This window comes from Streptomyces colonosanans (assembly GCF_001866645.1).
In the GTDB taxonomy this organism is placed as follows: domain Bacteria; phylum Actinomycetota; class Actinomycetes; order Streptomycetales; family Streptomycetaceae; genus Streptomyces; species Streptomyces colonosanans.
On record NZ_MLYP01000023.1, the window covers coordinates 48,694 to 67,145 of the forward strand.

Below are 18,452 nucleotides of genomic sequence, written 5' to 3' on the forward strand. Positions count from 1 at the left end.
GAGCCCGCACATGAAACACCTCGACCTCGACTTCCCCGACCCCTGCGTCGTCGTCCTCATCGGCCCGGCCGGATCCGGCAAGTCGACACTCGCCAGCACCTGGCCCGACACCCAGGTCCTCTCCCTGGACCACTACCGGGCCCTCGTCTCCGACTCGGCCGGCGACCAGTCCGCCACCGGCGACGCCGTCTTCGCCCTCTTCCGCGTCTTCGAGGCACGGCTGCGCCGCGGCCTCACCTCCGTCATCGACGCGACCTCCACCAACCCCGCCGACCGCGCCACGATCCTGGCCACGGCTCGCCGCTACGGCGTCCCCACCGCCGCCGTGATCGTGCCCACGCCGCTGCCGGTATGTCTCGAGCGCAATGCCGCCCGCACCGGCGACCGCCACGTGCCCGAGGACACTGTCCGCGCCCAGCACCAGGCGATGGTCGCCACTGCCTCCCCCGCTCGCCTGCGGCAGGAGGGCTTCGACTACGCCGAATTCGCCCCCGGCCTTCAGCGCCTGGGCCGTCTCGGTGTGCTGCTGCACCGCGTCAGCGACACCCGCAGGCGGGAGCTCGGCCTGGACGGCGGTGACGGCCTGGACGGCGACGAACTCCTTCTGCGCCGCTTCTTCGGCCCCGAGATCGCCCGCCTGGCCACCTGGGAGGACAGCTCCGACCTCGTCACCGGTGACGACCGCGTCGTCGTCCTGGAAGTCGCCGGCGACTACCGCACCCTCGCCTTCCGGCGCGACGCCGACGGCGAGGGCAACTACGGCTTCGACGTCCTGGTGCCCTGCCCCACCGACGCCGACGCCGACGACGAAGGCGAGTGCGGCGGCCCGGCCTGGCTGCCCGCCTACAGCGCCACCGACCTGCTGCGCGCCTACGACGGGCAGCACGAGATCGGCGACGGCCTGATCTGCGAGGGCTGCGGCTACCAGAGCGAGATCGACCACGAGGCCGCCGACTGGGAGGCCGGAGCCGACAACGCGCAGGAGCAGTACCCGGAGGCGATCGCCTCGTGACCACCGCCCCCAAAACCCCCTCGCCCGCCACCGGCTGGGACCAGGCCACCTTCCGGTGCGGCCGGTGCGGCGCCATACGCACGGCCACCAACGAGGACGCCTACCACCAGGTCGTCGGCGCCCACCGCGACGCCCACGCGGTGTGGGACCGCCTCAACCCCACCGAGCGCGACGGCCTCGCCTCGATCCTGCGCGTGGTCCTGGCCGCGCCGGAACTCGGCGCCGAGTTCCTCGCCCTGATCGACCACCAGGAGCGGCTCACCGCTCCCCCGACCCGACCCAACGACCCGCACGACGAACCACAGAAAGGAGATGCCGCGTGAGCCTCATCGGCCAGGAAGAAGGCATCGAGCACGGCACCCTGCACGGCTTCCGCCAGCACACCCGACGCAAAGTCGCGGCGACCGAAGCGTGCGGCTGCCTGCAGGCCAAGCGCGACGACGAAAAGGCCAAGTCCAAGGCGCGGCAGGCCGGCCTCGCGCCCCGGTCCGCCGGGCAGCACAAGTGGAACGGCGGGAAGTTCGCCGCCGGCACCTCCCGCCCGGAGGCGAACACCGCCGTCCGGGAGGCCTGCCCCACCGAGGGCTGCGGCCAGGAGGCCACCGGCCGCTTCCCCCGACAACGCGGCTGGGTCCGCGTCCACGTGGCTGGATCAGCCGAGCCTGCCCGTGACTTCTGCTCCGGTTCCTGCGCGACGTTCGGCATCGCGCTCGCCGAACTCCGCATGGACAACGCCGCTGCCTGAGCTGACGGCCGCCTGTGCCGCCCCAGCCCCCTTGCCGGGTTGGGGCGGTGCGGAGGACCGGACAGACCTGCCCGGCCCGAACCCCCGAGAGGAGGACCACCCCTCATGACCGTCCTGCAACTCGCCCCCGCCCCCCGCGACGACCACCCGCACGACGGCGACAAAACCGGCCCTGAGCCGATCGTCGCCCTGCACCAGCGCGTTGCCGACTTCGACCTGTCGCAGCGTGATCAGGAGCGCGGCGAGGAGGCCGCCTTCCAGGCCGTGCTCCACGCCGACGCCGTACTCACCGGCTCTTTCCCCGACACCCTCGACACCGTCGTGCAGGCCATGTCCTGGACCGGACACCCGCCCGTGCCCGGCGCGCAGCTGATGGCCTCCGCCGTCACCTACCTCGGCTCCGCCGACGGGCAGCGCGGCTGGTGGCTCCACTACACCCGCCGCGAGGAGGGCTTCGGTGAGGGCGGCGACCTGGTCCACGTCCTCACCCTCATTGCGCCCTGCTCCTGCGGCACCTACATCAACGTGGAACTGGCCGACGAGGACCACCTGATCGTCCTGCTGGACGAACTCGACACCGAGCCCGGCGCCCCCGTCGACTGCGACTACCAGCTGCGGATCCGCGCCAGCAGTTACGCCGACCCCGCGCACGCCAGCATCGAGACGCCCTTCTAGGGCCCGCTCACACAGCCGTGCACGGACGACAGCGATGTACTCCGACCCCTGGCTGGTGACCTTCCGCCTGCTCGATGAGGCCGGCACCCGCCACAGCTACGTCATCAAAGACGCCGCCAGCGCGTTCCTTGCCCGCCAGGCCGCCCGCAAGCTCGCCGACACCCCGGCCGAGCAGGCCGCCCGCAAAGGCGCAGCGATCGACCCCCGCTACGACGACGTCCTCGCCCTCAACCCGATCGTCCTGGCCCGCACCCTGCACTTCGACCCTAGGACACCCACCTGAATCAGCCCCGGGACGGCCGCCTTCCGGCCTGAGAAACCAGCCGGCCGTCCCGGGCCACACCACCCCGCCCACAGGCGAGAGGAGCCCCCTCATCATGCCGTCCCACCGCACCACCGCCCACTCCCCCATCCGTAAAGCCGCGGCCGCCAGAATGCGCGCCATCGGCCTCAACCGCCTCCGCCCCCTGCCCCGCAGCGGCCCCAGCTTCCTGTGCTCCCGCTGCTCCACCAGCTGGACCGGCGCGGAGGCCGACTGCTTCTCCTGCGGGCTGCCCGCCACCCAGGAATACAGCCACCCCCACGCCGCCCTCCAGGTCCTGCTGATCGCCGTCGGCCGCACCCCCGACTTCAATCCGGACCTCCAGCCGGAGGTGTCCCGGTGACCGTCACGATCGCGGACGCCTACGACGCCCGTCTCTACGCCCAGGCCCGCCACGAAGCCGAGCCCACCGGCGCCCTCTTCACCGCCTCTCCGCGGCCGGCGCCGCTCACGGCCAGGCAGCAGCGCCTCAACTTCGAACTGCTGGGACAGGCCATCAGCCCCCGCCACCAGGCCCCGCCCACGGACCCGGAACCCACCGCGATCCGCGCACTGACCATCAAGCCGCCCTGGTCCGACCTGATCGCCCTCCAAGACGAGCAGCTCGCCAAACGCATCGAGAACCGCGTGTGGACCACCAACTGGCGCGGCACCCTCCTCATCCACGGCGGCCAAACCATCGACAAGCAGGCCCTCGCCCTGCCCGCCGTACGTGAGGTGCTGCCCGACGACTACGAGCCGATACAGGGCCACATCGTCGCCGTCGCCGACCTCGCAGGCGTCCACGCCGACGACGGCGCATGCACCCGCTGGTCCGAGTACGGCTGCTTCCACTGGGAGCTCCGCAACGTGCAAACCCTCCAGCAGCCAGTCCACGCCACCGGATCGCAGCGCCTGTGGAAGCCCAACCGGCAGCTCCTGGACCAGATCACCGCCGCCAACCCGGCACTCACCACACGGCTCTCCGGATAGCACCCGCCACGTCACACCTCTGCCCGGCAACCACCACAACGGCCGATTGCCAGCCCGTGCCCGATCTGCTCCATCCGATCCCCGACACGACAGACAGGAACCGCCCGTGAAGTTCACCGTGGAACACGCCGACTTCGCCGCCGCCGTCAACTACGCCGCCCGCAGCCTCCCCGCCCGACCGCCCGTCCCCGTCCTCGCCGGGCTCCTCCTACACGCCGACACCGACACCCTGCGCGTCAGCGGCTTCGACTACGAGATCTCCGCCGACACCACCATCCCCGCCACCGTCACCGAGAACGGGCGCGCCCTCGTCTCCGGCCGGCTGCTCACCGACATCGCCTCCCGCGTCCACGGCGACGTGCACCTCGAACTCACCGGCAGCCGCCTGCTCCTGAGCGCCGGATCCGCCCGCTTCACCCTGCCCACCCTGCCCCTGGACGAGTACCCGGCGCTGCCCGAACCCGGCACCCCCTCCGGCACGCTGCCTGGCCCGACCTTCGCCGAAGCCGTCACCCAAGTCGGCTGCGCGATCAGCAAGGACGACTCCCTGCCCGTCCTCACCGGCATCTCCCTACGTCACGACCAGGAGGCCGGCACCCTCACCTTCGTCGCCACCGACCGCTACCGGTTCGCCGTGCGCACCATCCCCTGGAAGAACTGCGCCCTCGCCGCCGACTGCACCGCCCTCGCCCCCGGCAAGGCCCTCCTGGCCGCCGCCAAGGCCGTCGCCGACGACACCACCGTCGACCTCTCCCTCCCCGGCGACCTCGGCACCAGCGGCCTGTTCACGCTGCGCAGCGAGCACAGCACCACCACCCTCCGCGCCCTCGAAGGTGACCTGCCCAAGTACCAGAACCTCTTCCCTACCGAGTTCAACCACACCGCCACCGTGGAGATCGCCGCACTCAAGGCCGCCGCCCAACGCGTCGCCCTGGTCACAACCCGGGAATCCCCGATCCGTCTCACCTTCACCGCCGACAACACCCTCGTGCTGGAGGCCGGCACCAGCGACGAAGCCCAGGCCCTCGACAACGTCGACACCAACCTTGAAGGCGACGAACTCACCATCGCCTTCAACCCCGGTTTCCTCATCGATGGACTCAGCGCCCTCACTACCGAGGCCGTCGAATTCCAGATCACCACCAGCACCAAGCCCGCCATCCTGCGCGGCCACGGCAGCGACGACCAGGCGCTGCGCTACCTCCTCATGCCGATCCGGCTCTCCAGCTGACGACCCTCCGTGCCACCCCAGCCTGCCCGGCCGGGGTGGTGCGGAGGACCGGACAGCTCGGCCCTACCCACCAGATCACGACCACCAGGAGAGCAGCCGTGCGCACACCCACCATCGCCCACACGCTCGCCGAGGACGTGCAGATCCTCCTCGACGGCTACACCGCCGACGACGGCACCAAGTTCAACCGGAAGTACACCCGCGACGCTGAGCGGATCAACAACTCGTACGACCTTCAACCCCGCCTGGTCGACATCTACCGGGAGGTCCACAGCACAGCGCTCCGCATCGAGGCCCTGAAGGACCGGGCCACCGCCCTCGGGCTCACCCCGCTCGCGGAACAGCTCGACGCCGCCAGCACTGCCGCGCGCCGGCTGATGAGCGGCGTAGCCGCGGCTGCCGTGGCGACCGCCTCCGACACTGCCTGACCCTTCTGCCGGGCAGCCGCCCCGGCCGCCCGTGCCCCGCATCCCAGCGTTCCCTCGCCGATCAGGAGGGGTCCTGATGCTCGATCAGTAGCGCGCCGTTCTGGAGCGCCTCCTCTCCGGCGGCCCCACCACGTCAAGGTCCTCGCCGGGCCCGCGGCCGCGCCCACCGCCAGGAGCACCGCGCTGCCCTCGCAGCCCGCTGACCAACACCAGCGCCGCCCGGCTCACACCGGGCGCCACCCCACGCCTGCGGCAACAGGGAAGAGCCCACAGCCCATGACCGCATTCACCGACGCCGACCCTGGCGCGATCTTCACCTTCACCGGCACCGAGGACATCTTCGACACCCACTACGGCATCCCCGTCACCACCATCGGCCTGGAGTGCGAAGGTCTACTGGCGTTAGGGCACCTCACCGACCGGCACGTCCTGGCCGTCACGAACGCCCACCACCGACGCCTTTGGGGGCACCGCATCCTGCCCAGCCGCGAGCTGGACAACCTGATCCACTTCGGCACCAAACACGTCTGGATCCTCACCATCCGAGGCGACGGAGAGTCCTACGAGTGGGAGTACAAGGAGATCGACGCCGACGCAGGCCACGCACAGCCCGCAACACTCATCGACGTCGAATGGCTAGCCCACGAGGACGCCGCCGTCCAGTCGGAATGCCCCGCCTGCGGCAAACCCAGCCGGTCCACGCACAGTGAGGCTGGCCCCGGCCGCACGGGCTGGGGCACCTACCACCGCTGCCGGGCCTGCGACCACCAGTGGCCCGCCGCCCCCACCTATCCCCTCCGCCTGGAGCGCGGCCGCACCTGGCCCGCCACCCAGAACGGCTCCTGCTTCGCCTGCCACTGCCTGCCGGACTTCCCCTGCACCGACGGCTGCACGATCGGAACCGACCCCGTCATCCGCCAACCGCTGTGCACCCGCTGCCGCAGCCAGCACTCCCCGGAGATCTGGCAGCAACTCGCCGCCGTCGCCTACGGCACCGCCCGTCAAGCCGACACCCGCGACGAACAACGCGACCGCTGGCTGTACAGCGAGGCCCTACGCGGCATCCCACCCGCCCACGCTGCCAAGACCTGGCAGCACCGCCTCGCCCTCACCGCCCGGCGCGCCGCCTCGCGGGCGGAGACGACCACAGCCTGAGCCCTCACCACGTTCTGTCGTCATCACGACCACGAAGGAGTACCTCCATGCCTGACACCAGCAACCCGCAGTCCCGCCCACGCATCGTCGTGCTGTGCGGATCGACCAGGTACTGGGACGCGCTCACAGAAGCCAACCTCTACGAGACCGCAGCCGGCCACATCGTGCTCGCACCCGGCTGCAACATGAAGCAGCCGCACCCCCTGTGGGCCACCACAGCCCAGGCCGACCGACTCAAGGCGATGCTCGACGCCCTGCACCTGCAGAAGATTGACCTCGCGGACGAAGTCCTCGTCGTCAACCCAGGCGGCTACATCGGCGAGAGCACCCGACGCGAGATCGCCTACGCCCGTAGCCTCGGCAAACCCCTCCGCTACACACACCCAGCCGACCACGGCACGCCCGCCACCGAACCCGGAACGGTTCAACCCGCATGGTGGCCGCAAGTGATGGCAACGGTGGCCCGTATGCGCCGCTTCAGCGCAGACCTCCTCACTCACACCGCACCCGCCTTCGACGGTCAGACGCTGCGCCTCGAGGTCACCGACCCAACCTTCAAGGAGGCCTGGAGCGCCAGCGGCGCTCAGACTGCACTCGAAGCCGCACTGCAACACCACGGCATACAAGCAGCCATCGAGATCACCGACACAACCCCCGAATAGCACCGTCCCAGAGCGCCGCGTCCAGCCTTCCCGGCAGGGCGCGGCGCTTCGGCGTTCCTGCCCCTCTCCCACGACCTGGAGGCACTATCGTGCGCCCGACCCACACGATCCGACTGATCTCCTTCGGCTACTTACACCTCCCCACCGACTCGGACGGCAGCCCAGTCCCGCCCGCCGCCGACCGGATCGAAGACGTACGCGACCGGCTCCGCGACCCTGCCGCTGCCTGCGACATCCTCGACCTCGACGGCCTCGACCCCCGCGTCCAGGACGTCGTCCTCAACACCCCCGGCGCCCGCGAACTGCTCGCCAACCTCGCCGACTACGCCGACCTCCCCGCCGGCCCCCGCCGCATCGCCATCGGATGCGCAGGCGGGAGGCACAGGGCATCCGGACTCACCGAACTCCTTGCTGGCGAACTCCACGCCCGCGGCCGCCAGGTCGACGTCGAACACCTCCACGTCCATCTGCCGCGTGTCCTCAAGGCAGTCGACACCAGCACCGGAGCGAGCGCATGACCACCACGGCCCTGTACGAGATCGAGACCCACGAAGCCGACGACGGCACCACGCACCCCGCCGAACAGCTCTGGACCCCCTGCCTCGACGACGCGCCCGACAACGGATTCATCGTCCACCGCGGCCTGTACGTCATCGGCATCGACGGCCCGACCGGGGACCACCTCTACCCGGTCGGCTTCATCGCCCTCGGCCACCACCAGTGGACCGACATCATCGAGGGCGCCACCGCGTACATGGCCAGCATTCACGGCTGGCGCAACCTACACCTCTACCCCGGCGACGACCCCTCGGTCCTCATCCCCCGCATCCCGCGCGCCGCCCAAACCCACGGTGTGTTCCTACGGCACCTCCACCCGGACCACCCCTGCGGCTGCGAGTGGGAAGGCACCTGGCGCATGGTCTGGGCACCGCCCACCGAACCCGGCGCCGTCCCGGTCACCGCCCTGCGGCACCCCGCTGCACCGGCGACCGCCGCCGGCATCCCCAACCCCGACCACGAAGCCATGCCTGCAACCTGGGCCGCCTGAACCAACCCGAAGCCCCGCCCTATCTTCCGGATCTTTGACCCCTCGGATGTTGTCCGCGGACAACAAGCCCGGACTGCGCACTGCATTCGGTCCCGCCACCGCCCGGAGGCGGCGGCTCGGCGGGCACCGCCAGGCCGCTGTCTCCGGGCGACTCACGGGGCTTGCTGGACACAGACGATGAAATGGCTGGTGCCCCTGCGTTTTCGCAGGGGCACCAGCCATTTTTCGTTTCAGAGCCAGGTCTCAGACCGACTGCTCGGCCAGCTCGTGCATCATCGCAGCGAAGGCGTCCGGCTGCTGTTCCCTCAACGCGTGCATCATCATTCGGGTGCACGTCGCGAAGACCGCCGGCTCCATCTTCAATTTCAAGAGCATGGCGACGTATCCGGGATCGTCGTACGGCAGGTGGCGGGCCTGCACGCTTGCCGCCGCCTCGGACAACTCGGTAGGAGACTCGGTGGTGTCAGAGGCGGCCGCTGAGTGCATGCTCTGGTTCGGAGCCTCACCCGAGGGGGCTGCATCCGCGCTGCTATCCGCGTACTCGTTGTCCGCGGACAACGAGTCCTGGTCGGCTCGGGGCCTGCTCGCCTCAGCCGAAGCCCCTGCCGGCTTTCCGCTACCAGGGTGCGCCTGCGAGGGGACCTTCGGTTTGTTGTCCGCGGACAACGAAGCAGCCGACGGTTCCGATGGCGTCGGGGTCTCGAGTTTGTTGTCCGCAGACAACAAGCCTTGACGGACCGCTGCGACGGCTTCCTTCTCCAAGACCTTGGCCTGGGTAGCGGCCTCCTTCGTCTCCTGGAGGTAATCCAGCAGGGCGGCCGCATCGAGCCCCGGGATGTCCTTCAGATGGCGAGCGAGAACGCGGCCATCGCGTTCGGACATCGTGCCAGAGCTGAGCATCGTCTGGATCTCGACCGGCAGGGTCAGCAGGACCAGTTGGTTGGTCACCCATGACCGGTCCTTGCCCAGCTGCTCAGCGGCCCGGGAACGGGCACCCCGCGAGGAATGCTCCTCGCAGACGCGCACCAACTGCTCCACGCCGCGGGCGCGCTCGATGACGTCGAAGTCTTCCCGGTTGAGGTTCTCTTCCAGCAGGTGCTTTATGAACTGCTCCCGGGAAGAGGCAAGATCGTCCCGGACCACGAAGTCCAGCGCCTCAAGCCCGACGTGGACAGCGCTGCGGTAGCGACGTTCACCGTTGACGAGGACGTGCATGGCAGCGCCGATACGACCCTCATGGTCTGGCCACAGCCCCAGGTACGCGTTGCGAGTTACCGCGACGCAAGCAGCCAGCTGTGCCTGGCGCAGTTCTTCCCCGAAACGGGTCTTCTCCTCATCCGTGCCGAAGTTGCGGCGCGGATTGAGTGGAGTGGGGGAGACCTCATCGAGGCGCAGCCGGACCAGCTCGTAGGAGGGGATCTCCCCTTCCGTGATGGCTTTTGCCCTGCCCCGGGCGCTGCGCTCTCGGCGAGGCTGGCCGAACGACGATCCGGTTCCGAGTTTGTCTGCAATGCTGCTCACGCGCTGATCCTCCGGGCCACGGTCCGCATGGTCTCCGACTGCTCACCGTAGGGGGCGTGCACCAGGAGGGGCTGCTTCACGCGGACAGCCTCACGCTGGTCTTTCAGCTCCGGAACGACGGCGATGACGGGCGGTTCGCCGAGCTTGCGCCATTCTTCGAGGGAGGACGTGGCGACGTACCCCTTGCGCGCGTCGTACAGGTTGACTACGAACCCGAGCTGGGCGATGACGATGTCCAGGTCGTCGACGAGGTCCTGGATCTGCTCATCGAGCATGTCGTAGGCGTCGGCGGATGAGTCTTCCGCCTGGACGATGATCACGATGCCAGAGGTTTTCTCGTCTTCACCCTCACGGGTGCGGCAGTAGTACACAGCTGTGTCCATCGAGTAGCCCAGGCTGGGCGGGCAGTCGACGACGATGAAGTCGAACTCCTGCTCCAGCTCTTCGAGGGCCTTCTCGAGGGCGGTTTCCTTGACCCGCACGAATCGGCTCGTGGCCAGTTTGGCGTCGAGCAGGAACGCGTCCTTGCAGGAGGGGAGCAGCCAGAGGTGGTCTTCGAAGTCGCCACCCTTTATCGGGACGAGCAGATCACGGAGCTCGCCCTTCGCCTCACCGAGCATGTGCTTGGCCAGACTCGGACTGTCGATGTCCAGCATCTTGTGACCGAGCTGCATGGTGAGGTGGCCTTGCGGGTCGAAGTCGATAAGCAGCGTGCGGTGGCCCGATTCAGCGAGGGCCTGCGCAGTGCCGGCCGCGACGGACGTCTTACCTACACCTCCCTTCTGGTTGCCGAAGATGATCCGACGGGCTCCAGTGACCCGAGGTGGCTTCGGACGGGGGGAGGGGTTGCTATCGAGCCAAAGACGGATGGCCTGCGCCACTCCCTGGTTGTAGGAGAGGCCTCGGCGCTTGGAGGTCTGCTTGAGCTTGCCGTACAGCCCGCCCGGGAGGTAGGTCGAGAAAGAGGAGCCCCCTTTGGTGTCAACTTCCGGGAGTGGCTTCGCTTTGAGCCAGGCCTCAACGCCCTCGGTCACGGCATCCTGGATGTCTCTGTCCAGCTCTGCTGCCCGAACCTTCAGCTCCTTGCGCAGGCTCGTGGGCAGCTTGGCTACTACCTTTTCCCGATCACTGGGGTCGTATGGCGCGGTCATGGCGCTACCTTACTAGCCCCACGTTGGCTCGGACCTCACAAAATGCCCTCCGCTCGTGGTTGTTGTCCGCGGACAACAACCACGAGCGGAGGGCATATGGCCCTTGCCCTAGCTGTCCGTGGGACGACATAGGGGTAGGGGGAAGAGTCATGGCCTGGGCCGATTGTCAGACGCGCTGTGTAACCTCGCGCGGTGATCATTGACCGGAATGCGGGTGTTACCCCGAACCGTTACGAAAGTACCTGGCTCAACCGCACCATCGGCAAGCGGATAGCGCGCGCTGACCGAGACGACATGCTGCGTGCGTTGCTGTGGGTGAGTGAAGTCCGCCTGGCCGACGACATTGCGGCAGCTTGGCGTGCGTTCCATCGCGAACTCGCTCGGGAGTACACCGAGGCCGGACGTCGACGGGACAACCTGGCGTGGCAGCGCAGCGACCAGATAGCCGTTGACTGTCACAAAGCTGCCGACGAACTCGCCGACAAGCTGTGGGATGAGCAACAGGAAGCCGCAGACGCTCTGAGGCAGTGTCAGGACATCGTCCAAGAGTTCACCACTCGGTTGGAGCTGCGCCTCGACGATGACCAGGGCGACCTCACGCGCGCTGCGCTGGCGCTTCTGAACGACCATTTGCCGCCAGCGAGGCAGCGGTTCACCGCGCTGATGTCGAATGACCGGCAGGAGCTGCACACTCTGGCGACATTGGAAGAGCGCAAGCGCCGGGCCGCGAGTACACAGTGCACAACCATCGAACAGCTCGACGCGATGGAGCAGCACGAGTTCAATGTCACAGTGCTGCAGGCTCTCAAGAGATCAGGTTTCCAAGTGCATTCCCGTGGGCCGAGAGTCCTCGAAGTCTCTCGTGACGGTGGAGAAGGCCTCGTCTACTGCGCGCACGTTCAACACCCCGGCCACAACGAGACGACTGATGTCCGCACGATGCTGACCGCACAGCGTCTGGCCGAGACCAGAGGCTTCCCCGGAGTTCTACTGGTCACCAACCTCAGGTACCTCTCAAGACCCGCGTACCGGCTCCTCCAAGAATGGGACGACAACTTTCGGATCGTGCAGCGGTTCGACCTGCAGCAGTGGCTCGGATGGGACGTGCCCCTGCGCAGCCTGCTGGGGTCTGCCTGATGCATATCAACTGGGCCACCACCGTGCTGTTCCCCGACTACCCCGGCACTCAGCTCCAAGCACGTTTGCGGCGTCGAATTTCAGAGGCGTCAGACGATGACCTGCTGGCGGCGTATCTTCACTGGACCGAGGCGCACATTGCGCATGAAGTCAATGCTGCTGCCAGTGACCTAGCAGCGAGGATCCGGAACGAGATGGGTCACCTGGAGGCCTTGGTCGCGTCTGCGGGGACCCCGTTCACCCGGAGCTACCTCCAAGCACACGCTGCCCTTCGCCTTGTCCTTGACCGGGAAAGCCGCATGGTCGTGAACGCCGTCCAAAAGTCACAGACCGTGCGGCGAGTACTACATGAGCAAACAGGCCGCGATCACACCAACCGGTACAGAGACGCCACCGATGCAGCTCTCTCACCGGTGGAGAGCATCGGGACCATCCAGGCACAACTGGCCCGAGCCGAACAGGACGTGCAGAACGCCCTAGCGCAGCATCGCGACGAGATGCACAACCTCTCATCGCTCGAACAGGAGATGGAACTCTTCCTGGCTTCGGAAGACAGCGTGGCTCTAGCAGAGATCCACGACATGACATCGACCGCTTTCGAGCAGACCGTCGCTGCGCTCGCCAGGCGCGATGGGAACCAGGTCACCCGAGAAAGTGGCGGCGCCCGAGATCTCGGGGCAGACGTGATCGCGCTGACCCCCGACCGCCTACGCATCGTGTTCCAGTGCAAGCACCGTCAGGCCGGAGTCGGGAAGGTCGGCTCGCCGGACATGCAGACCCTCAACGGGACGGCCCGTCCGGAGCACAAGGCCGACATCGTCGTCGCAGTGACTAACGGGACATTCACCAAACCCGCGACCGACTTCGCGCGCACCCACGACATTCACCTTCTGGACCAAGCGCGGCTGCAACGCTGGGCCACATGGGGCGAGCCCTTGTCATCCGTTCTGAACCTCGCATAGGACCCATCAGAGCGCAACAGCGCTCTGACTCGGTTCACAGCAGGGACGTGTGGCACAGCAGGGACGTGTGGCACAGCAGGGACGTGTGGCACCGCATTTGCATGGCCCTCTGTAGGGGCCGTGAGTGCGAATGACGGTGTTCGTCGGGCGGGTGCGGTGTCGCCGCCGGCGCCCGCCGTGCCGCGCCCCTGAGCAGTTGCACGCGTGGTGGCGGGCGTCCGCGGTCCTCAACTTCGGGCAGCGCCTGGTCGATGGGCTCCTTTAGCGCTGCCGGGCGGCCGGGGCAGCGATCCGGGCCCGAGTGGGCCCGCGGGTGAACACCGCGCTTGCCGCCGTCGTCTACACCGTGCGCCGAACCTTCGCCTACGTCCTGGCCGAAGCCCGCAGGCACCTGCTGGAGACGCTGCGCGGCCGCGCGTTCGCGCCCTGGCTGGACAACTACATCGCCGACAAGGCCGTCGCCCGCCACTTACGCCAGCTCACCGTTCCTCCGAAGGGCCGCCCGATCCCGGAGCCGGACCAGATCACCTACACCGCCGACTTCCCCTGGCCCGCCCGCTGGTGGATCGCCGGCACCGACGGCAAACCACACCGGGAGTCGACCTGGTACGAACGGGCCCGGGTCGCCAGCCTCGCGCTGTAGAACGCGATCCGCGCCACCCGCACCGCCCCCGTAAAGCAGGACGAAGCCCCAGCCGCGACCGCGTCGACCGCAGCGCGCACCGACGACCACCGTCACGACCAGGCGGCGGCCACACCGCACGCCGTCGACCACCCAGGCCAGGATGCCGCGCGCGCCCCGGCGCAGCGGGCCGTCGCCGTCCACGCCCACCAGCAGGCCGCGATGCCGGAGCAACTGGAGGGCCGCACGACCGACCTCGCGACGTGGATGCGTACGCCGGCGAACCTGGACCGGTTCACCGCCTTCAAGCGCGAGGCTGATGCCGGCCGCCGCGCCATCGCCGACCGGCAGCAGCCCGGACGCGTCCGGCCCCGCCGATCAGTAGCACCACACGCCCCGGCCTGACGCGGGCAGGGGAGCGGGCCGCGACTGCTGAGGGATGCCAACCGGCCAGCGCGTGGCCGATCTGCGTCTTCGCCCTGTCTCGGCCTCGGGGCGGATCGAGAATCGGGAAGTTGGCACCCGGCACGGGAGGAACCCTTGACCGACCTGCACGAACCGCTGGAACCGCTCGACAGCTACCCCGACGAACTGCCCCCGCCCCGCCAGCGCGGCGACGTGAACCTGGTGGGCCTGCTCAGCGTCGCCGACGATCTCGCCCGCAGCCTGTCGGCGCTGAAGATCCGGGTGCAGCCCTACAACCCGAAGACCTCGCTCGTCAGCCCCGAGAAGGCGCGCGAGAACCTGGAGAAGGAAGTCGACCGCCTCCTAGAGAAGGCCGTCCACCTCCAGCGCCACGCCCACGCCGCCATGCTCAGGCGGTGTGTCCTGGGAGCGGACTCCAAGGAGGACTGCTCGACCGAGGGCGCCCGCCTCCAGCTCAACGTCTGGGACGACACAACACGGCGGGACATCGTCGAAGACGGCACCACCGGCTGCGTCGCCCACACCGTCGATGCCGCCCGCCGGACCATGGCCGACCCCGCCAGCCGCAAGATCCTGCTCGCCTTCGTCCATGACGACGAAGGAGCCGCCGTCTCGAGCGCCCTCGGACTCGGGCCAGCCGACACCGAGCAGTTCCTGCACCGCGGCCTGACCCTGCGCCCCGAACACCGCGTCTCCTGACCTCGCCGCCCCACCAGGCACAGCCCGCATTGGAGCGCCACGTTGACCTTCGAGCCAGTCGACCTGAACCTGACCGATCCGACGAAGGGCTACCTGAACTTCGTCCTCTACACCGAGGCGCGCCTCGGCATCGCCGCGACGTCGCTGAACGCCGATCTGTCCATCGAGGCACCCCAGACCCAGACACCTCACTTCCAGGAGTGGCTGAGCAGGCTGGTGCGCTGCGAGCCGAACGCGATGCACTGCACGCTCGTGGAGCAGACGAAGATCCCGGCCCTGTTCCACCCCTGCGTCACGGAGGACAAGAACAGCCCATCGGCGATCTCCGGATCGGGCTGTGTGTGCCGCCAGACCTTCTACGATCCCGAATTCGGGCTGCCCGTCGTAGCCGAGCATTTCAAGCACGTAGGCGAGGGAGGCACGGACCAGTGGACTTACCAGACGTACGCCCCGCTCGACCTGCGTCCTGACGACACCTTCAGCCGCTTCATCACCGGCCGCGGCCTGTTCTGGGCCCGTACGGAGAAGGGCCTCCTGTCGATCCTGCCGCAGCGCGAAGCCCTCGGTTACAACATCGGCTACAGCGGCGGCGGCCCTCACGCTCTGGCCGCCTACCTCACCCAGGTCGCCGACACCGACGGTCAGAACACGGCCGCCGGCCCCCGGTACGAGAAGGCGCACCCCGCGATCGTCGCCTGGACCCAGAGCAGCGCGGCCGACCGCGGAACGAACGAACTGACGCTGAGCGATCTCAAGGCCATGTTGCAGAGCTGACCAGCGCTACACGCGGCCGCCCCACAGACCGGCCCGTCTGTGGGGCGGCCGCGCTCCGCCTCGCGGAACGCAGATGGAAGCAGCCCGCACGGGATGGCCTGCTACGACAGGCAGTGACGGGCCGCCGCACGTGGCTCCTTCTCCGCCTAGTGCTTCGAGTCAATTTCCTGGCGCAGGTCCAGGAAACACCGCAGCCGCACACCCGGTTCGCCGGGATCCCGTGTCGTACGGTCCGCGATCGCGGTTGCCCACCGCTCGGCGAGCGCGGCCTGGAACGCGAACGCTGTCTCGTCATCGACTGCAGCCACCTCCACCACGACCAGCCCTGGCTCTGCAACATGCGCGTCAGTGATCGGCCTCATGCCTGGCAGTACGCCCCAACACCCGCAGGGGTTCTGTGATCGAGGGCGGGTTCACCCGACCGAGTGGGCAAACACAGGACGCTGCCGGGCTTGAGGGGCCGGTCTCGCGACTGATGCCTACTGGCTGCGTACCCCACCACGACCCCGACCATGGCCAGAGCATCCCGACCACAGGCCCGACCACGGCTGGTCAGCGCGGTCCCGAGCGCGTCCGGAGCGCGGCGCCCCTCGACGCGGCGCCGGCTGAAAGCAGCGGCTGCTTTCGTGGCGTTTTCGTGGTGCCCAGGGTCAGCGCAGTGTGTCGAGGGCCTTTACGATCAGGGCGCGGGCGTCTGCGCCGTACACGGCCATGCTGCGCAGCTGCTCAAACGCCTTGATGTACAGGGCGATTTCGGAGGGCTGGGTGACCTGTACGCGCGCTGCCAGCAGTTCCACCGAGACGAGCGCGTCGTCGTACACGTGGAACAACTCCTGTGGCCACATAGGGCGCTCCGGCCTCGCCGTAGGGATGATGCCCAGCGACACTGACGGTAGGGCGCCGGCGGTCAGGAGGTAGCCAAGCTGCGCGGCCATCGCGTCGTTGTCCCCCAACCGGTAATAGAGCGCGGGCTCTTCGATGACCATGGAGAACCGGTGGCCGGCTTCGTGGAGGATGCGTGACCGTTCGAGCCGCGCGGCTACGGCCTCCGCTACGTCGTTGGGGATGTCGCGGAACGTGGTGATCGAGGACATCAGCCCCAGTGCGTAGCCCTCGGTCTGGAGCAGGCCGGGAACAAGGGTGGGCGAGTAGACACGGAAGTGCTTCGTGGACTTGAACAACGGGACGTAGCTGTTCTGCAACTGCTTCAGCCCTGTACGGGCCCTGCGCCGCCACTCCACGTACATGGACTCCGCGTGGCGGGACTGCACGATGATGTCGTCGGCCTGGCCAGCGGCGCCGCACGCGTCGCACCAGCGTCGGATGTCGTCGGCCGAGGGCGGCGTGCGGGCCCCCTCGATCCGGTACGTCTTCGGATGGCTCCATCCGCAGCGCGCGGCCAGCTCAGGCCCCGTGATCCCGGCATCGGCTCGCAGGTCCCGCAGGCGGTGAGCGACTGCTTCACGAGCGGCCTGCGCCGAGGATGAAGGAGAGATGGGCATGAGCTGGCCTGACCACTTTCGCGCTAGGTGATCTTGTAGTTTTCGTGTGGGACAGCGCGCGCCCACACCTCTTTGAAGGCATCGGCACACAGCTTGGCCGCTGCCCGGTTCTCGCTGATCTCTCCGCCTGCGGAGGCGCCATCGCCGGTGAAGTGGTTCCAGCGAATGAGGCGACCGTCGATGAGCCAGAAGTCGTTGCCCGGCAGTGCAATGTCCGAGGCGCGCCGACGCGGCAGCCACCGCACCTGTTCGCCCGCGGCGATGTTGGTGAACGTGCCGTCGTACAGGAAGCGCGTGTACTCGCTGACCGGTTCGGAAACAATCCGGGCCCGGCGCACCACGACTCCGCGGCCTACTGTCCCCTGGATCAGGTCGAGCCACGGCCGCCACCAGGACTCACGGTCAGCCGGATCGTGACGAAACCCGGCCCGCCACTGGGCGAACGGACCCTCCTCGTAGTCGACGGCGTAGGAGTCCCGCATCTCCAAGTGGATGGCTGAGTGTCGCGCGCCGCCGAGGAGTTCAGGCCACGTGGGGACGCTCAAGGGCATCGCATGCCTCCCTGATCATCGGCACCATCCTTGCCGGAATCCTGATGACCGCCTCGTGGTCCGGGATCCCCTTGGCGTGGCCGGGAACCTCGAACGCCGCGCACTCCGCTTCGAGGTCCGGGCCCGGCATCCAACCTTGCAATACGAGTTCGTTCTTCTCCTGGTCGACCCATACCGTCGGGCTCTCGCCGTCGCCTGTGTTCGGGTCGATCCCGATGAACTGTAGGGACATGGCCGCCTCCCACACGTGTGGTGTTCAGGGATGTACACCACCGTCTTGCCTGAGACTCGCCAGGTCAAGGTGACAACAACTCGCGTGTACATCGGTGCACATTGCTGGATGCCGTGCACATTGCGCCCCTAGCGTCGGAAGACATGACGAAACCCCGGTGAGGCCGTCACCTCCCGGGCGTGGCTGATGCCCGAGGAGCGCCGACATGACGGACCATGCCGCCCCTGCACAGACTGCGGCTGTGCTGGAGACCTTGTTGAAGGTTCCGGCCCCAGTCGTCCCACTCCTGGCGCTCCCGCCCCTGAAGGACGTCACCGACGGCCAGTCCCGCGGCACCGACTGCGTGTGGTGCCGCGACCCGCTCACGCTCGCGACAGCCGTCGACCTGGGTACGCAAAAGAGCCCACAGGACGGACCCTCGCCGACCACAGGGGCGACCTGGTACCCGCGCACCTGCCAGCCCTGCATGGCCGACCACGCCCACCGGGCACTGTTTGAGCACGCCCGGATCTGCGAGCAGTGCGTAGACGAGACCGGGGAGTGCAAGGTTGGGCGTGTCCTGTACCGGCTGATCCGGGAGGGGCGACGATGACGAACACCGCCCGGTCGCCCCACGAGGTGCCCG

26 protein-coding genes are annotated in these 18,452 nt (G+C 68.4%); 20 read left to right on the forward strand and 6 right to left on the reverse strand.

The window, feature by feature from the left end; translation table 11 throughout:
* Positions 1–10: 10 nt before the first annotated feature.
* The 13 genes from BIV24_RS09095 (at position 11) to BIV24_RS09155 (ending at position 8,250) form a co-directional block, all read left to right on the forward strand.
* Positions 11–1,012, forward strand: coding sequence for an ATP-binding protein (locus tag BIV24_RS09095; protein WP_071365695.1), 1,002 nt, complete (start codon positions 11–13; stop codon positions 1,010–1,012).
* Positions 1,009–1,335: a hypothetical protein gene (locus tag BIV24_RS09100; protein ID WP_245766715.1), complete on the forward strand. Its 327-nt coding sequence runs from the start codon at positions 1,009–1,011 to the stop codon at positions 1,333–1,335. Before BIV24_RS09095 ends, BIV24_RS09100 begins: the two co-directional genes overlap by 4 nt.
* Positions 1,332–1,757 (forward strand): hypothetical protein, encoded by a 426-nt coding sequence (locus tag BIV24_RS09105; RefSeq protein WP_071365696.1) that lies wholly within the window; start codon positions 1,332–1,334, stop codon positions 1,755–1,757. Before BIV24_RS09100 ends, BIV24_RS09105 begins: the two co-directional genes overlap by 4 nt.
* 105 nt (positions 1,758–1,862) lie before the next feature.
* On the forward strand, positions 1,863–2,432 hold the full coding sequence (locus BIV24_RS09110; protein ID WP_071365697.1) for a hypothetical protein: 570 nt from the start codon (positions 1,863–1,865) through the stop codon (positions 2,430–2,432).
* A gap of 34 nt (positions 2,433–2,466) precedes the next feature.
* Positions 2,467–2,715: a hypothetical protein gene (locus BIV24_RS09115; protein WP_071365698.1), complete on the forward strand. Its 249-nt coding sequence runs from the start codon at positions 2,467–2,469 to the stop codon at positions 2,713–2,715.
* Between the two features lie 94 nt (positions 2,716–2,809).
* On the forward strand, positions 2,810–3,097 hold the full coding sequence (locus tag BIV24_RS09120; RefSeq protein ID WP_071365699.1) for a hypothetical protein: 288 nt from the start codon (positions 2,810–2,812) through the stop codon (positions 3,095–3,097).
* Positions 3,094–3,726, forward strand: coding sequence for an ASCH domain-containing protein (locus BIV24_RS09125; RefSeq protein ID WP_071365700.1), 633 nt, complete (start codon positions 3,094–3,096; stop codon positions 3,724–3,726). The genes BIV24_RS09120 and BIV24_RS09125 overlap by 4 nt, the downstream gene beginning before the upstream one ends.
* A 106-nt stretch (positions 3,727–3,832) precedes the next feature.
* Complete coding sequence (dnaN, locus tag BIV24_RS09130) at positions 3,833–4,957, forward strand: DNA polymerase III subunit beta (RefSeq protein WP_071365701.1); 1,125 nt, start codon at positions 3,833–3,835, stop codon at positions 4,955–4,957.
* Between the two features lie 98 nt (positions 4,958–5,055).
* Complete coding sequence (locus BIV24_RS09135; RefSeq protein WP_071365702.1) at positions 5,056–5,385, forward strand: hypothetical protein; 330 nt, start codon at positions 5,056–5,058, stop codon at positions 5,383–5,385.
* A 276-nt stretch (positions 5,386–5,661) separates the two neighbouring features.
* Positions 5,662–6,540, forward strand: a complete 879-nt coding sequence (locus BIV24_RS09140; RefSeq protein ID WP_071365703.1) for a hypothetical protein — start codon at positions 5,662–5,664, stop codon at positions 6,538–6,540.
* Positions 6,541–6,587: 47 nt separating this feature from the next.
* The gene (locus BIV24_RS36375) at positions 6,588–7,202 is read left to right on the forward strand and encodes a hypothetical protein (protein WP_425442550.1); all 615 of its coding nucleotides are present in this window, start codon (positions 6,588–6,590) and stop codon (positions 7,200–7,202) included.
* An 89-nt stretch (positions 7,203–7,291) separates the two neighbouring features.
* Positions 7,292–7,720: a RapZ C-terminal domain-containing protein gene (locus BIV24_RS09150; protein WP_107459303.1), complete on the forward strand. Its 429-nt coding sequence runs from the start codon at positions 7,292–7,294 to the stop codon at positions 7,718–7,720.
* Positions 7,717–8,250: a hypothetical protein gene (locus tag BIV24_RS09155; RefSeq protein WP_071365704.1), complete on the forward strand. Its 534-nt coding sequence runs from the start codon at positions 7,717–7,719 to the stop codon at positions 8,248–8,250. The genes BIV24_RS09150 and BIV24_RS09155 overlap by 4 nt, the downstream gene beginning before the upstream one ends.
* Before the next feature lie 243 nt (positions 8,251–8,493).
* Here BIV24_RS09155 and BIV24_RS09160 read toward each other — a convergent pair whose 3' ends face one another.
* Together BIV24_RS09160 and BIV24_RS09165 are read right to left on the reverse strand one after the other, a co-directional pair.
* Positions 8,494–9,771, reverse strand: coding sequence for a ParB/RepB/Spo0J family partition protein (locus BIV24_RS09160; protein WP_071365705.1), 1,278 nt, complete (start codon positions 9,769–9,771; stop codon positions 8,494–8,496).
* Positions 9,768–10,922 carry a ParA family protein gene (locus BIV24_RS09165; protein WP_071365706.1) on the reverse strand — a complete coding sequence of 385 codons (1,155 nt, stop codon included), beginning with the start codon at positions 10,920–10,922 and terminating at the stop codon, positions 9,768–9,770. Before BIV24_RS09165 ends, BIV24_RS09160 begins: the two co-directional genes overlap by 4 nt.
* Before the next feature lie 192 nt (positions 10,923–11,114).
* On the opposite strand from BIV24_RS09165, the gene BIV24_RS09170 reads away from it, so the two are divergent.
* The 6 genes from BIV24_RS09170 (at position 11,115) to BIV24_RS09190 (ending at position 15,542) form a co-directional block, all read left to right on the forward strand.
* Positions 11,115–12,059, forward strand: coding sequence for a hypothetical protein (locus BIV24_RS09170; protein ID WP_143064578.1), 945 nt, complete (start codon positions 11,115–11,117; stop codon positions 12,057–12,059).
* Positions 12,059–13,021, forward strand: coding sequence for a restriction endonuclease (locus BIV24_RS35150; protein WP_245766716.1), 963 nt, complete (start codon positions 12,059–12,061; stop codon positions 13,019–13,021). Before BIV24_RS09170 ends, BIV24_RS35150 begins: the two co-directional genes overlap by 1 nt.
* A gap of 313 nt (positions 13,022–13,334) precedes the next feature.
* Entirely contained in the window at positions 13,335–13,664 is a 330-nt protein-coding gene (locus BIV24_RS09180) for a hypothetical protein (protein WP_071365709.1), read from the forward strand.
* Between the two features lie 201 nt (positions 13,665–13,865).
* A complete protein-coding gene (locus BIV24_RS34260; RefSeq protein WP_177198654.1) occupies positions 13,866–14,048 on the forward strand; it encodes a hypothetical protein in 183 nt (60 codons plus the stop codon).
* A gap of 135 nt (positions 14,049–14,183) precedes the next feature.
* Positions 14,184–14,768 carry a hypothetical protein gene (locus tag BIV24_RS09185; protein ID WP_071365710.1) on the forward strand — a complete coding sequence of 195 codons (585 nt, stop codon included), beginning with the start codon at positions 14,184–14,186 and terminating at the stop codon, positions 14,766–14,768.
* A gap of 42 nt (positions 14,769–14,810) precedes the next feature.
* Positions 14,811–15,542 carry a hypothetical protein gene (locus BIV24_RS09190; RefSeq protein ID WP_071365711.1) on the forward strand — a complete coding sequence of 244 codons (732 nt, stop codon included), beginning with the start codon at positions 14,811–14,813 and terminating at the stop codon, positions 15,540–15,542.
* 146 nt (positions 15,543–15,688) lie between these two features.
* On the opposite strand, the gene BIV24_RS09195 is transcribed toward BIV24_RS09190, so the two are convergent.
* The 4 genes from BIV24_RS09195 to BIV24_RS09210 form a co-directional block, all read right to left on the reverse strand.
* Complete coding sequence (locus BIV24_RS09195) at positions 15,689–15,904, reverse strand: DUF6207 family protein (RefSeq protein WP_071365712.1); 216 nt, start codon at positions 15,902–15,904, stop codon at positions 15,689–15,691.
* A gap of 288 nt (positions 15,905–16,192) precedes the next feature.
* Complete coding sequence (locus tag BIV24_RS09200) at positions 16,193–17,044, reverse strand: helix-turn-helix domain-containing protein (RefSeq protein ID WP_071365713.1); 852 nt, start codon at positions 17,042–17,044, stop codon at positions 16,193–16,195.
* A gap of 23 nt (positions 17,045–17,067) precedes the next feature.
* Positions 17,068–17,595 (reverse strand): DUF6879 family protein, encoded by a 528-nt coding sequence (locus BIV24_RS09205; protein ID WP_071365714.1) that lies wholly within the window; start codon positions 17,593–17,595, stop codon positions 17,068–17,070.
* Entirely contained in the window at positions 17,567–17,827 is a 261-nt protein-coding gene (locus BIV24_RS09210; RefSeq protein WP_071365732.1) for a hypothetical protein, read from the reverse strand. Before BIV24_RS09210 ends, BIV24_RS09205 begins: the two co-directional genes overlap by 29 nt.
* Before the next feature lie 205 nt (positions 17,828–18,032).
* On the opposite strand from BIV24_RS09210, the gene BIV24_RS09215 reads away from it, so the two are divergent.
* Positions 18,033–18,419, forward strand: a complete 387-nt coding sequence (locus tag BIV24_RS09215; RefSeq protein ID WP_071365715.1) for a hypothetical protein — start codon at positions 18,033–18,035, stop codon at positions 18,417–18,419.
* Positions 18,420–18,452: the final 33 nt, after the last annotated feature.

What these genes read in the sequence shown, in the direction of transcription:
- BIV24_RS09095 (WP_071365695.1), top strand. Translation starts at nt 11, where the DNA reads ATGAAACACCTCGACCTCGACTTCCCCGACCCCTGCGTCGTCGTCCTC.
- BIV24_RS09110 (WP_071365697.1), top strand. Translation starts at nt 1,863, where the DNA reads ATGACCGTCCTGCAACTCGCCCCCGCCCCCCGCGACGACCACCCGCAC.
- BIV24_RS09115 (WP_071365698.1), top strand. Translation starts at nt 2,467, where the DNA reads ATGTACTCCGACCCCTGGCTGGTGACCTTCCGCCTGCTCGATGAGGCC.
- BIV24_RS09120 (WP_071365699.1), top strand. Translation starts at nt 2,810, where the DNA reads ATGCCGTCCCACCGCACCACCGCCCACTCCCCCATCCGTAAAGCCGCG.
- BIV24_RS09140 (WP_071365703.1), top strand. Translation starts at nt 5,662, where the DNA reads ATGACCGCATTCACCGACGCCGACCCTGGCGCGATCTTCACCTTCACC.
- BIV24_RS36375 (WP_425442550.1), top strand. Translation starts at nt 6,588, where the DNA reads ATGCCTGACACCAGCAACCCGCAGTCCCGCCCACGCATCGTCGTGCTG.
- BIV24_RS09155 (WP_071365704.1), top strand. Translation starts at nt 7,717, where the DNA reads ATGACCACCACGGCCCTGTACGAGATCGAGACCCACGAAGCCGACGAC.
- BIV24_RS09165 (WP_071365706.1), bottom strand. Translation starts at nt 10,922, where the DNA reads ATGACCGCGCCATACGACCCCAGTGATCGGGAAAAGGTAGTAGCCAAG.
- BIV24_RS35150 (WP_245766716.1), top strand. Translation starts at nt 12,059, where the DNA reads ATGCATATCAACTGGGCCACCACCGTGCTGTTCCCCGACTACCCCGGC.
- BIV24_RS34260 (WP_177198654.1), top strand. Translation starts at nt 13,866, where the DNA reads ATGCCGGAGCAACTGGAGGGCCGCACGACCGACCTCGCGACGTGGATG.
- BIV24_RS09195 (WP_071365712.1), bottom strand. Translation starts at nt 15,904, where the DNA reads ATGAGGCCGATCACTGACGCGCATGTTGCAGAGCCAGGGCTGGTCGTG.
- BIV24_RS09200 (WP_071365713.1), bottom strand. Translation starts at nt 17,044, where the DNA reads ATGCCCATCTCTCCTTCATCCTCGGCGCAGGCCGCTCGTGAAGCAGTC.
- BIV24_RS09205 (WP_071365714.1), bottom strand. Translation starts at nt 17,595, where the DNA reads ATGCCCTTGAGCGTCCCCACGTGGCCTGAACTCCTCGGCGGCGCGCGA.
- BIV24_RS09210 (WP_071365732.1), bottom strand. Translation starts at nt 17,827, where the DNA reads ATGTCCCTACAGTTCATCGGGATCGACCCGAACACAGGCGACGGCGAG.
- BIV24_RS09215 (WP_071365715.1), top strand. Translation starts at nt 18,033, where the DNA reads ATGACGGACCATGCCGCCCCTGCACAGACTGCGGCTGTGCTGGAGACC.